Raw genomic sequence first — 13,662 nt, 5'->3', positions numbered from 1 at the left:
AAATGAGCATTTCAATTCGTGAGCTTTTGATCAATGATGGCTTTATCAGCGCTGCTGATAAGCAACGGATTGAAAAAATGGCCGGCGACTTAAATCAATCTTTTATAAAGGTTGCTTTAAACTTCGGCTTTATATCCCGTAAAAACTACGAGCGATCGTTAGTAAATGCCGGTTATGTTATTGAAGAAGTAAGGGAGCAGGAAGTTGATGAAGACGTTTTAAGCAAAGTTGAACTAAAGTTTATAAACGACTATGTAGGGCTTCCGCTTCGTTTTGAGGACGGAAAGATAGTGGCCATTATGGCTGACCCTACGGACCAGTTCTTTCTTGACTATTTAAAAGCGACTTTTGATTGCGAACCTAAAATAATCGTAGCGTCGGACTTAGAAGTGACCTGGATGAGCCATAAGCTTACCGGTGAAAAGTACGTAAAATCCGCAGTTTATGAATTACTGCACCAGGATCCTAAAAGTTCAGCCTGGATAACCTTTACTTCACCGCAGCTTACATTCGTATTTATTTTCCTGGCGGTATTCAGCGTATGCCTGGTACTCGATTTTAAAAACACTTCGATTGTATTTAACGTAATAATCAGTACGTTTTTCCTGCTGGCTATTACCTTTAAGCTGTTTTTGGCATTAGTGGGCTCAAGGTTTGAGCTGCACCAGGCCGTTACCAATAACGAGGTACGCGACGTTGTAGATGAGGAGTTGCCTTACTACACCATACACCTGCCTGTTTACCGTGAAGGCAACCTGATTAAAAAACTGATCTGGAACTTACAAAGTCTTGACTATCCGCGCGAACGACTTGACGTTAAATTGCTGATTGAGGATGATGACGATGAAACACTTACGGCAGTAAAAAATCTGGATTTCCCAGGTGTATTTGAGGTAATTGTAGTCCCTTTTCACATGCCGAAAACCAAGCCGAAGGCTTGTAACTACGGCCTGCATTTCTCTCGCGGCAAGTACCTAACAATTTACGATGCGGAGGATATACCGGACACTGACCAACTGAAAAAAGTGGTTACCTTGTTTGATAAGCTTCCGCTAAACTTTATATGTGTGCAATGCTCGTTAAACTATTTTAACCGTAACGAGAACTTCCTTACGCGTATGTTTACGCTGGAGTATTCATACTGGTTTGATTATATGCTACCGGGCCTTGATACGCTGGATATACCTATACCGCTTGGTGGCACCAGTAACCACTTTAAAATGGAAGGCCTGATTGACCTTGGCGGCTGGGATCCTTTTAACGTTACCGAAGATGCTGACCTGGGTGTGCGCGCGTATGATAAAGGCTATAAGGTAGCCATTGTAAACTCTACAACTTATGAAGAGGCAAACAATGAGCCGTTCAATTGGGTGCGTCAGCGGTCACGCTGGATAAAGGGCTACATGCAAACTTACCTGGTGCATATGCGCAATCCGCTTGAGTTGTATAAAAAGTTGGGCTTGCGGGGTTTCCTCGGGTTTAACTTCTTTGTGGGTGCAACGCCGCTTACGTTTTTAGCATATCCGTTATTACTCGGTCTATTTATATGCTACCTTGTGTTCGACCTTTCTACCATTCGTACCATCTTCCCGGATTGGGTATTGTTTATTTCGATATTCAACCTGATGATTGGAAATATATTGATGATATATATTAATATGATGGCCGTATTTAAAAGGCGTTTTTACGAGCTTATCTTATTTGCTATAGCAAACCCGTTATACTGGCTACTGCACTCAATAGCGGCCTATAAAGGCTTGTACCAGTTAATTGTTAATCCGTTTTACTGGGAAAAAACCAACCACGGCCTAAGTAAAATTAATAACCCGACCAACGTTGTAAAATGAGGAACAAGCGCACATTTTTGATAATAGTTACTGCTATACTGGCAGTATATTACTTGCTTTGTGCAGTTTATTTAAACAAGCTGGGCTATTATAATGAAGAAGCGCTGTTTTTTATTGAGAAGGCGAAAATAGTTTTCGGCGGTGTTGGTAACAGGTTAAAAGTGATGGGTTTAACATCCCCTATACTTCCTTTTTATGGCATACTGGCTTTCACGTCCATAAGTTATGACCTGGCGCCGCTGCTGGCATCATCATTTGGCATGGCCGGTTTATTTTACCTTATTTCCAGTTCAATAGTCAACAAGGAGCGTAACGCCTACTTCTTTATCGTTCTGCTAACCTTTGTTTTTCATCCGGGTATATTATATGCTGCCTGCGCAGGTAAAAGCATATATATGGTGCTGATTTTTTTCTATTTGTTTTTTTACAACATACTTAAATTTTACCGCTCTAACACTACCTTCCACGTATCAATAGCCAGTATATGCCTGGTTACCTTAATATTTTGCGACTACCGGTTTATATGGCTCAGCATCTTTTTTATCCCGTTGGTGTTGTCAATTACCATTAATTCGCTTAACCTGAGTGAGCAGGAATCAATATTCAGGCTTTTCCTGAGTTTTAATAATCCTTCATTAAGGCGTAAGCTTATCAATAAAACCTTCGCGCTGTATATCATCATATTTATATTGCCTATAGTATGTATCCTGTTTTACAAGTTGCTGAACCTTACGCACGCCGAGGATATGAATTACTTTATTGAGAGCCCCTATGCTACATGGAGTATCATTACTGACAAACTGAACTATGACCTGGCGGCAACTGCGGTAAATTACAAACTGCCGGATGCGTCATTAATGGTATCGGCAAAAATCCTGATTTTTTGCCCGCTTATTTTAGTAGCAATTTTTCTTTTTAAAGAGAACACCTATCAAATATTAACGTTGTTAACGCCCTTTGCGTTTATCGAATTCATCCGTATAAAGTATGACAAGATATTTGTGACGTTTGAATATTATTTGCTGTTTTTAGTGCTCGCGTTTTTATGCATCCTAATAAAGGCCCCTTCGGTAAGATATACCCGGACGTTAACCATTATATTTGGTGTACTGGCACTTTCGCAGTTATACTCAGGTTATTATTATCTTAAAAACTCGCAGGTAATTGATGAGAAGAACTTTTACTCCGCGTTGTTTGAAAGGAAACTAAATTTAAAACAAGCCGATAACCAGGATATAGCAAGCTATATAAACAGTTTGCCCGCAGGTGCCGAAGTATTGATGGACGATGCTATCGCTTATCCTATTGCCGCCTTTGTTAACGCTCAAGACTTTAAGAAACTTGTTTTACCTTACCAGGATAACTATTTGCAAACAGTTGAAGCACCTGATAAATATGCAGATTACATATTGGTGGCAACCCGCCAAAATATAGTATTTACATACTCGCAATTGAGTGATAAATATCCGGCCATATTAAAAAGCATAAATTCCGGAATAAGCCTCGTTAATGTATACGAAACCAATGACTGGGTTTTGTACAGAATACGATAGACTTCACAGGTAGGGCAATACCGTTATTGCCAATTGAAAAAATTGATTTTTACCTTTGATATGCCGCGGGCCGCGACTCAAACATGCCGTTAAGGTACATATAAAATATTACGCCTATCAGTAAGATGATCAGGATCACCAATCCTGTTTTTCCCTTGCGCTTATCCTGCCGCATTAGCCATACTAAAAATATAACCAGCGGTACAACAAAAATAGCCCAAAAGATATAGGAAGCTCCATTCATGTCACAAAGGTAATAATTTACTGAGCATTAGTACACCATTCCATTAAAACGGCATTCGGGCCAGCGGCGCTACATCCTGTCCTACAAAATCTTTTTTTAAGTACTTGTAGTAACCGGCAATACCAATCATAGCGGCGTTATCGGTACAATATTCCATCTTCGGGATAAAGGTACGCCAACCCATTTGGGCTCCCAATTCCTGCAATCCTAAGCGGAGGCCGGTGTTAGCTGATACCCCGCCGGCTAAGGCTACGTCCTTTATACCGTACTGCACAGCAACTTTACGCAACTTATTAAGCAATATAGAGGCAATCCGGCTTTCAACCGAGGCACAAATATCATTCAAGTTTTGTGCAATAAAATCCGGGTTCTTTGCAACATTGTCGCGTATAAAATATAGTATGGAAGTTTTTAATCCACTAAAACTAAAGTCAAAACCGGGAATCTGCGGTTCAGGAAACGCATAGGCATTGGGATTGCCCATACGTGCATATTTATCTATCAAAGGTCCGCCGGGGTAAGGCAAACCTAAAATTTTGCTGGTTTTATCCATGGCCTCACCCGCGGCATCGTCAAGCGTCTGACCTACAATCTCCATGTCAAAGTAATCGTTCACTAAAACTATTTGTGTGTGTCCGCCCGAAACGGTCAGGCACAAAAATGGAAAGGCAGGGTTTTGGTCACCTATAAAATGCGCTAAAACATGCGCCTGCATGTGGTTTACCTCAATTAAAGGTATGTTTTTAGCCAACGCGAAAGCCTTAGCAAATGATACACCTACTAAAAGTGAACCTAAAAGGCCCGGACCACGTGTAAAAGCCACTGCATCAATATCATTTTTGCTTACTTTTGCGTTAAACAATGCTTGTTGTACCGCCGGCACAATATTTTGCTGGTGAACCCTTGAGGCAAGCTCAGGGACGACACCTCCATATGCTTCGTGAATGGTTTGATTGGCAATAACATTGCTTAATATTTTACCATCGGCGCAAATAGCTGCTGAAGTTTCGTCGCAGGATGATTCTATAGCTAAAATAACAGGCACGTTTTTTTTATTTTTTGAGTTATTGATTTACTGAATTAGTGATTAAGAAAACTGTAAATAGCAAAACTTGTTACGCTATGGATTAATAGCAAATTCGTTCCAATCTCTAATTCACAAAACAACAATTATTAAAGGGCAAAGTTATTAAAAAAGCACTCAAAATAGCGTTAAGCATAGTATTGGTTATATTACTGGTGTTAAGCATTGTAGTGCTGGCATTTCAATACAAACCGGTACAAACGTGGGCAGCAAAAAAGGCTACAGCCTTCCTTTCAAAAGAGTTGCAAACCAAAGTTGATATCAAGAGCCTGTATATTAAACCATTCAGGTCTGTAGTGCTTGAAGATTTATATGTGCTTGACAAGCAACAGGACACATTATTAAATACGCCCAGGCTAACCATTGAGTTAAGCCGCTTTTCCATCTTCAGCAGTATTAAAAACCGCATTATTCACTTTTCAGATATCCAGCTTGATAACGGTTCGTTTTATCTGAAAAAGCAAAAAGACAGCACTACTAACCTGCAGTTTATTATTGATTACTTTGACTCGGGCGATACTACCCAAAAAGGTAAACCATGGACTATGGACTTTCAGCGGGTAGGAATAAATAACCTGCGTTTCCGCTACAAGAATATGCTGCGCGACAGCCTGGTAAATGGCGTTAACTTTAACGACCTGGATGTGCGCGGCTTTAAAGCGGTAGTACGCAATATAGATGTGAACAATCACATATTTAAGGCTGCCATACGTAATCTCAGCTTTCGCGAAAAAAGCGGGCTGTATGTAAAAACCCTAAGCGCTAACGCCACCATTGACACCAATGAAATAATGCTGCAACGACTTTACCTGCAAACCCAAAACTCCCTGGTAAAGGATTATTTTAAAATGAGCTTTAATTCATTTGATGATTTCAGCGATTTTGAAAATAAGGTAACGATGGATGGCGACTTTAAAAAAGCGCATATCTCATCAAAAGATATAGCCTATTTCACCAGCGGGCTCGAGAAGGTCCGTTTTGAACTTGGTGTATCCGGGCGTGTGCGTGGCCGTGTAGGTAACTTAAAGGCTAAAAACATGCTTATAACTGCTGCAAAAGGCACCTACATAAGGGGCAATTTCAATATGAAGGGTTTACCTGACTGGGATAACACGTTGATGGAACTGGATATTGAGCAGGTTGCCACTAATAAAAAGGACCTTGATTATTTGCTCGCAAATTTCAGCGGCAGGCCAAATGCCAAAGTACCTGACATAATTAACAAATTTGGTAACGTAAACTTTAGCGGTAATTTCACGGGCTTACAAAATGACTTTGTAGCTTACGGAGTTTTCAAAACCAAACTCGGGCGCTTTGATACCGACATTAACCTCAAAATAAATAAAGCAGGCACGCCGGCTTACAGTGGTAAGGTTAGTACCAATCAATTTGACCTTGGCACACTTATAAATAACAAGATTATAGGCCGAACGACCTTTACAGCCCAGGTAAAAGGCCGTGGCGACGATTTAAACAACCTGGACATTGTGGCCAATGCCAAGGTAAAAAATATAATGCTGAAAGGCTATAATTACAGCAATGTGCTGGTTGATGGTATGTTTCGAAAGCATGTTATAGACGGCATAGTGAGTATTAATGACCGTAATATAAAGCTTGATATGAACGGCTCGGTTAACCTTAACCCTAAGTTACCTGTTTATAATATTACGGGCACTATTACTAATGCCAACCTCCATAAACTAAAACTTGTAAAAGATACGGTTAGCATAACAACTACCCTGAGCACTAATTTTTCGGGCGACCATATCGATAATCTTAATGGCAATATTTTCCTGTCCTCAACGCGTGTGGTGAATCCAAAAAACAACTATGTGCTTGATTCACTTTACCTGGCAGCAAGCGGCACCGGCAGCTCACGCCTGCTGGATTTTCAGAGTGATATAGCCGACGGTAGCATAAAGGGTAATTACAACCTGGCCACTTTGCCATCATACTTTAAAACGGTAGTAAAAAAATATATCCCTTCATTAAAAACAAACATCATTACGCCCAAACAACAAAATTTTGAATTTAACTTTCAACTTAAAGATGCCGACCCTGTCTTGGCTATTTTTATGCCCAGGCTAAAAATACCGGATGGCGGAAACCTAATAGGTAAGTTTAATTCGACCGAACAAACTGCTACGCTCAATGGCTTTATAAAAACTATTAAGTACGATAAGATGGTGTTTCATGATCTTATTATTGATGAAAACACATCTGAGCAGTTACTGGGCCTCAATATATCTATAAGCAAGGTTGACCTTACCGACAGCTTGTACATTAAGGACATTAACATCACTAACTTTTTGCAGCGGGATAGTTTAAACTTCAACGTAAAAATGTCGGATAAAAGTGCGACAAATCAGCTTGATCTTTACGGGCTTGTGGAGTTTGGCCGTGATACAACTGCAAAGTTAAAGCTCCTGCCTTCGGAAGTGGTGCTCGAAAACGAGAAATGGAAACTGGAGGAGATGGTGCGTATACGGTTGCTTGAAGGTAAAACAAAAATATCAGGCTTTGACCTTTCAAATGGCGAGCAACGCGTAAGAATAGACGGCTTTATATCAGATAACTCTGAGGATAAGCTGGACGTAGTTTTTGAGCGGTTCAGGATGAGCACGCTTAATACGCTTACCAAGCCATCAGGCATATTATTAAAGGGGGCACTAAATGGTAAAGTTACGTTATCGGCCATCACTAAAACGCCGGAGGTTGATGCGAATCTGAATATAGATACGCTTACCATGAACCAAACCCTGGTTGGAAATGTAAAGATCACATCAAGCCTGGATAACCAGAGCAAGAAGGCTATAGTACGTTTAAATATTTTAAACAGGGGCCTGGAAACCATGGATATTGAAGGCGCCTATTCTTTAGAAAAAAACGCTGAAAACGTACTTGATTTTGATATAAACATGAATCAGACGGAGGCTATCATCTTTACGCCATTTATCAGCAACCTTGTATCTGATGTCAAGGGAACCGTATCAACCAGTCTTAAACTTACGGGCACGCCGCAAAAACCCGCTTTAAACGGTGATGTTACCCTTAACAACACCGGTGTAACTGTAAATTATTTAAAAACGGCATACACGCTTAATGATAAGCTTAGTGTAGAAAACAGCGTAATAAAATTAAACAAGCTGGCTATAAAAGATACCAAGAAAGGGAAAGCCACCGCCACCGGAACGGTTGACCTGAATAACATATCAAACCCGGCGCTTGATATTGACGTTAACGCCGAAAACCTGATGGCGCTTAATACAACTTTTAAGGATAACCACCTGTATTTTGGCACAGCATACGGCACCGGGAAATTTAGCTTTACAGGGCCGGTAGATAATATGCGCATTGATATTAAGGCCACCACCCAGGAAGGCACTGTTTTTAATATCCCGCTTAATACCTCTTCAACAGCCGGTGATTATGATTTTATACGTTTTGTCAGCCATAACGATACGAGCCGTACAGAAGAAGATATTTCGAAGAAATTTAACGGAGTTACACTTAATTTCGACTTAAGCGCAGATGAAAAAACAGTTGTAAAAATAATAACTGATTACGGGCAGCTGGAAGGCCGCGGTATTACTAATGGCTTAAAGCTGAACATTAACAGTTTAGGCGATTTTGAAATGTTTGGTGATTTCCTTATCTCATCTGGTAAGTTTGAATTTACAGCGAAAAATTTTATCAGTAAAAACTTTGCGGTTAACCAGGGTGGCACAATAAGGTGGACGGGCGACCCTGCCAACGCTGAAATTAACCTGAGCGCTATATACGAGGTGCGCACAAGTGTTGCAAACTTATATACCGCGGCCGGCCTAACGTCGCCCCGGGGCGAGATACAGGTATTGGTACAAGCCCAATTGATATTAACCAAGTCTTTGTTACTGCCAAATATTGACTTCGATTTTAACTTTCCTACTGACCCGTCAATTAAAGAAGACGTTAGCACCTACCTGGCCGATAATAATAATCGCAGCCAGCAAGCGCTAAGCATTATTGTACGGCGTAATTTTGCACCGGGAACAGGCGGTGGTAACCTTGATCAACAGGTATTAAGTACCGCCGGAGACGCTGTAAGCGAGTTTGCCTTTAATAAGCTGAACAGCTTTATAGCGCAATCCAACATCAAAAACGTCGACATTAACATACGGTCGCTTAGTGAGGCCAGCGCCACCATACGCCTGTTTAACGACAGGCTGCAGCTTAACGGGAGCTTGTTTAACAATTCAGGAACAAACAACTTGTTTAACAATAACAACTCCGGCAACCTTTTCAACTCAACATCTTCTAACCCGCTCAGGGGTGACTTTGAAGCACTTTACCGGATTCGGAAAGACGGGAATTTAACAGCACGCTACTCATACAGAATATTAAGCGGAACGGCTTCTAGCACCCTTAACCCGCTTGATGTGCAATATGTAAATGGCTTAGGCCTGGTATATCAGCGTGATTTTGACACCATTGGCGAATTCATCCGTAACATTTTCAGGCAGGGACGCCGCAGCAGCCCGCAAACCAACCCTGCGCCTATAGCGCCGCCGCCACCGGTAAACTTCAAACTAAAAAACGAGGAAGAAGAAAATTAATGATCGCGCATGATGGCATGATCCATCTTATCGCGCTTTGTACGCAAATAAATTTCATTATGCGGATTTGACTCGATTTCAATAGGCACATTTTCAACTATCTCCAGTCCGTAACCAACAAGCCCTGCTCTCTTTTTGGGGTTATTGGTCATCAGCCGCATTTTGGTAATGCCCAGGCTGCGTATAATCTGGGCGCCTATGCCATATTCGCGGTGGTCCATTTTAAAGCCAAGTTGCAAATTGGCCTCTACGGTATCCAGTCCGTTTTCCTGTAAATGGTACGCCTTAAGCTTATTGATAAGCCCTATCCCGCGCCCCTCCTGGTTCATGTACACAATTACGCCTTTGCCCTCCTGCTGAATCATCTCCATGGCTTTATGCAACTGCGGCCCGCAATCGCAGCGGCACGAACCAAAAATATCACCGGTTACACATGAGCTATGCACACGTATCAATACAGGCTCTTCTGGTTCCCATGCGCCCTTAACCAATGCTATGTGGTTTTCGCCGGTATCTGCCTGGGTATAGGCAATCATCTCAAAATCGCCCCACTGCGTAGGCAGTTTTACGGCAATCTCCTTATTCACCAATGTCTCTGTACTTAACCGGTAGGCAATCAGGTCCTGTATTGATATGATTTTCAGATCAAACTCTTTAGCCAGCTCAAGCAGGTCGGGCAAGCGGGCCATCTCGCCATCTTCTTTCATTATTTCGCAGATAACACCCGCAGGCTCAAAGCCGGCCAGCACAGCCAAATCCACAGCGGCCTCGGTATGCCCCGAGCGACGCAGTACGCCGCCATCTTTAGCTATCAGCGGGAATATATGACCGGGCCGTCCAAGATCGGCGGCTTTTATGGTTGGGTCAATTAATGCGAGCGTTGTTTTTGAACGGTCAGAAGCCGATATACCGGTAGTACAGCCATGACCCAGTAAATCCACCGAAACCGTAAAATTTGTTTCGTGCGAGGTGGTGTTATGGGTTACCATCAGGTCAAGCTCAAGTTCCTGTGCGCGTTGCCGGGTAATTGGGGCGCAAACCAGGCCGCGGCCGTAACGGGCCATAAAGTTTACGGTTTCGGGTGTGGCATTACGTGCGGCAGTTAAAAAGTCGCCCTCATTTTCCCTGTCTTCATCGTCTACAACAATAATGGTTTTACCATTTTTTATAGCCTCGATGGCTTCCGGTATTGTATTTAACATATGTTATAAAAAGATAATTGCCTGTTAAAGCGACAAGCAAATTTACGCCATAATTTAGGTTTATGGGTCGGTGTTGTGTAAAAACTACTTGAGCGCTGCTTTGCGCTTAAACAGGCGATTAAAAAATTGTTTGTAGGCATCCATATCAAACAACGCCGAATCGGTAGCCGCTTTATACGCTAAAAACAACCCGATAGGGGTTAATATAAAAATGGCTATCCACATACCCAAAACCGGGTGCACATCACCATCTTTAACGCCTTTTTCGCCTATGGTTGAAATGATGTGGTATATAAGGAAGAAAATAACCGAAACCACTACAGGCAACCCCAGGCCGCCTTTGCGTATAATGGCGCCGAGGGGGGCGCCTATCAAAAACAGCACAAGGCAGGCAACCGAAAGCGTAAACTTTTTTTCATACTCTACCAGCGAGCGGCGCACATTTTTTACCGTTTCTTTGTAGCCCTCTGCCCGCGTTTTCAGCATCTCCTGTACTGACCGTACTTCGCTGGCCGCGGCACTCAACGCGCTCAACTTATCATTTGTAGGCAGTCCCGATAGTATGTCGGAACTTTTTACTTTAACAAACGTTTTCACCGAATCGCCCTTTTTAGGCACGGTGAAAAAGCGAATGTATGGTATCAGCATATTATAACCTCGCCGCACGCTGCTATCTATTTGCCTGTTGGTTGAGTCTTTGTAGTTACGCAGTTGCTTGATGTTCATCATCACAAATGCCGACCGGAACTCGTCCTGGTTGGTGCGTTTCATTTTAAATGCCGATAGGTCCAGCTTTTGTTCGGTAGCCTTAAAGCGCATCCGTACAAATTGCTGCCGTTTCCAGTACCCGTTCTTATCAGCCCTTTCCTCGTACCTGATGCCATCTCGTAACTTTAATACCAAAAACTGATCGCCTGGCGTACGGTACATAGTACCCTCTTTGGCCAATATAACGTTCATATTGCCATCATCGGCCTTTTGGTAAATGGTAACGCCAAGCAGCGTTTGCTGATCTTCGCCTTTTTTTAACACGCGGATAGAATAGCCCGGGAAACTGTTGCTGAACACGCCTTCCTGCAGCAGCTTAGCAGATTTTTGCTGCCGCACATCATAAAGCAGCGAATAATATTTAAGGTTGGCTACCGGCAGCATATAGTCAGAAAAGATAAATGCACTTATTGCCAGCAACCCTACTACTATAAACATAGGGTACAACGCCCGCTGTAGCGATATGCCTGCCGACTTTATAGCCACAAGTTCGTAATTCTCGCCAAGGCTGCCATAAGTCATGATGGAGGACAGCAACACCGATAAGGGCAGCGCCATGGCCACGTTAGTTGCCGACGCGTACATCATTAGCTCAAGAATAATATACCACTCAAATCCCTTCCCTATCAGGTCATCGATGTACTTAAACAGGAATAGCATCAGCAGCACAAACATTACTATTAAAAAAGTAACGATGAACGGCCTTATGAATGCCCGGAGTAGTAAGAGGTGGATTTTCTTCACGCTGCTAAAATAACGAAATAAATTCCGCAGGCATACGTGTGATTTGCCTGATGAGAGAGTAAACGGTTAAACGGCTGTTTAAGTATTACCTGGAAAACGCCGTGTAATTAATTATTTATTTTAGAGATTTATCAATTGAACTACCTTTTCTATCAGATTTATATCCTTATCATGTAAGTTGAGGTGTGCCAATGAACAGCTTAAGTATTGCGTTGAACAATAGCGTTGGAACAAGGGGTTCGCTAACAAAGCGATAGCCCTGTTTTTATATTCAGGCGAAGGGTCTTTTTGTTCTTCCATTATTCAAAGAGTACGTAAGTAAAATCCTCAAGGTGGTCTCTATGCTATCAGCGTCGTAAAGGATGATTTTCTTTTCCGATTGGCTATATAGTATTTTTCCTTCATCGCGAAGTCTCTGTAATGTCGTTTTACTCTTTATGCGGAGTATAGACGTTGCCTCATCGCCAGATATCCATTTGTCGTCTTGACTTAATGTTTTGATGGACGTAATCCATCACCTTGTCCAGTAACGCGAATATGCGGCTTCTTCTATACATATAACTTGCATCAACAAGTTAAGATTGACGGTTGAATTGACCGACTAAATAATTACGCTTCAAAATAGTCAAGAAATCTATTAATATGCTATTAGCATGCTCAAAATTAGCAGCTTGAGCGTTTAGTGCCGCTACATTCTTTTCTCCATGAAATAAGTTATTACGATAGCGGTAAACGATAATTAAGACCGCTTTTAGAATCTCTTTAGGTTCAGTCTCTTTCCTTAAAAGCACATTCAAAACTAGTTGCTTTTTATCTGGTTTCCGGAAATTCAGTGATTGAAAATGAGTTGTTTCTACTCCATTAATATCGATATACCTTGCAGAAAAGTAATCCAGATATCTATCAGTATTTAAATCAATTTGTTGTATCGCATTTAAATGATCGACTGCCTGAATAATACTCGCAACTGTTGCGAACTTATTACAAGCGAATGTTTCAAACAAATTCCATAGCAATGCAAAATGTTTAATCCGATCAGTAATATCATCGTTTAAATTAGTTCGTATAAATTCCGTTATCCATTCTTTTTCACTTTCAATATTCATATTAGTTTCGCTCTAAATATCCAGGGTCTCTTGAAGGCTTCCTTTAAGTGCTCGGTATACGGTAAACTATACAATAGCAATCGTTTCTATGACATCTATAGTTGGATAAAATCCTGTGAAATCTATCAAATCCCCGTTTTTAACTTTACTTTCAATGGCTATGACGAACTTCGCCTTATCACCACTAAATTGATAAACTGTAGTATCAAATGGACTTGGCGGGAACCTATTATTTTTTGGAATTTCATGATCTTGTAATAGTAATTCTGTGGTGAGATAACAATATTCGGTTCTGTCTTTATTTGTAAAGTTGCTTCGAAAATCAGGAGTAACTAATGACATTGCATATACATTAGTTTTTGTTTTATGCTGGTAAAGAATGTAACCGCTTGACTGTATAATACGGAGAAGTTGACCAGGTGATTCCGTGGCAAATTGACCACCCAAAGTGCTGGCGAACGAGCGCAGCAAACGCTGTAGAAGCGTTGTCAAAAGTAGTTATTTAAAGATGATTTTCCA

Annotated in this window: 10 protein-coding genes; 3 read left to right on the top strand and 7 right to left on the bottom strand. The window is 41.5% G+C overall.

Annotation, left to right across the window (positions count from 1 at the left end; genetic code table 11):
* The first annotated feature begins 2 nt into the window (after positions 1-2).
* Complete coding sequence (locus DJ568_RS16490) at positions 3-1,847, top strand: glycosyltransferase family 2 protein (protein WP_114006408.1); 1,845 nt, start codon at positions 3-5, stop codon at positions 1,845-1,847.
* Positions 1,844-3,400 carry a hypothetical protein gene (locus DJ568_RS16485; protein ID WP_114006407.1) on the top strand — a complete coding sequence of 519 codons (1,557 nt, stop codon included), beginning with the start codon at positions 1,844-1,846 and terminating at the stop codon, positions 3,398-3,400. The genes DJ568_RS16490 and DJ568_RS16485 overlap by 4 nt, the downstream gene beginning before the upstream one ends.
* 49 nt (positions 3,401-3,449) lie before the next feature.
* Here DJ568_RS16485 and DJ568_RS16480 read toward each other — a convergent pair whose 3' ends face one another.
* Both DJ568_RS16480 and tsaD read right to left on the bottom strand, forming a co-directional pair.
* A complete protein-coding gene (locus tag DJ568_RS16480) occupies positions 3,450-3,644 on the bottom strand; it encodes a hypothetical protein (RefSeq protein WP_114006406.1) in 195 nt (64 codons plus the stop codon).
* Positions 3,645-3,687: 43 nt separating this feature from the next.
* Positions 3,688-4,689: a tRNA (adenosine(37)-N6)-threonylcarbamoyltransferase complex transferase subunit TsaD gene (tsaD, locus tag DJ568_RS16475; protein WP_114006405.1), complete on the bottom strand. Its 1,002-nt coding sequence runs from the start codon at positions 4,687-4,689 to the stop codon at positions 3,688-3,690.
* Between the two features lie 179 nt (positions 4,690-4,868).
* Here tsaD and DJ568_RS16470 point away from each other — a divergent pair, with 179 nt between their 5' ends.
* Positions 4,869-9,323: a translocation/assembly module TamB domain-containing protein gene (locus DJ568_RS16470; RefSeq protein ID WP_114006404.1), complete on the top strand. Its 4,455-nt coding sequence runs from the start codon at positions 4,869-4,871 to the stop codon at positions 9,321-9,323.
* Here DJ568_RS16470 and DJ568_RS16465 read toward each other — a convergent pair.
* The 5 genes from DJ568_RS16465 to DJ568_RS16445 form a co-directional block, all read right to left on the bottom strand.
* Positions 9,320-10,525 carry a bifunctional 3,4-dihydroxy-2-butanone-4-phosphate synthase/GTP cyclohydrolase II gene (locus DJ568_RS16465; protein ID WP_114006403.1) on the bottom strand — a complete coding sequence of 402 codons (1,206 nt, stop codon included), beginning with the start codon at positions 10,523-10,525 and terminating at the stop codon, positions 9,320-9,322. The genes DJ568_RS16470 and DJ568_RS16465 overlap by 4 nt on opposite strands.
* A gap of 84 nt (positions 10,526-10,609) precedes the next feature.
* Positions 10,610-12,037 carry an LptF/LptG family permease gene (locus tag DJ568_RS16460; RefSeq protein ID WP_114006402.1) on the bottom strand — a complete coding sequence of 476 codons (1,428 nt, stop codon included), beginning with the start codon at positions 12,035-12,037 and terminating at the stop codon, positions 10,610-10,612.
* Between the two features lie 120 nt (positions 12,038-12,157).
* On the bottom strand, positions 12,158-12,337 hold the full coding sequence (locus DJ568_RS17305; protein WP_158534962.1) for a hypothetical protein: 180 nt from the start codon (positions 12,335-12,337) through the stop codon (positions 12,158-12,160).
* Positions 12,338-12,612: 275 nt separating this feature from the next.
* Positions 12,613-13,143, bottom strand: a complete 531-nt coding sequence (locus DJ568_RS16450) for a hypothetical protein (RefSeq protein ID WP_114006401.1) — start codon at positions 13,141-13,143, stop codon at positions 12,613-12,615.
* Positions 13,144-13,209: 66 nt separating this feature from the next.
* Positions 13,210-13,635: a hypothetical protein gene (locus DJ568_RS16445; RefSeq protein ID WP_147238784.1), complete on the bottom strand. Its 426-nt coding sequence runs from the start codon at positions 13,633-13,635 to the stop codon at positions 13,210-13,212.
* Positions 13,636-13,662 lie beyond the last annotated feature (27 nt).

This window comes from Mucilaginibacter hurinus, from assembly GCF_003324525.1.
Classification (GTDB): Bacteria; Bacteroidota; Bacteroidia; order Sphingobacteriales; family Sphingobacteriaceae; genus Mucilaginibacter; species Mucilaginibacter hurinus.
Note: the sequence above shows the minus strand (reverse complement) of the source record. Positions and strands in the feature narration are given on the sequence as shown.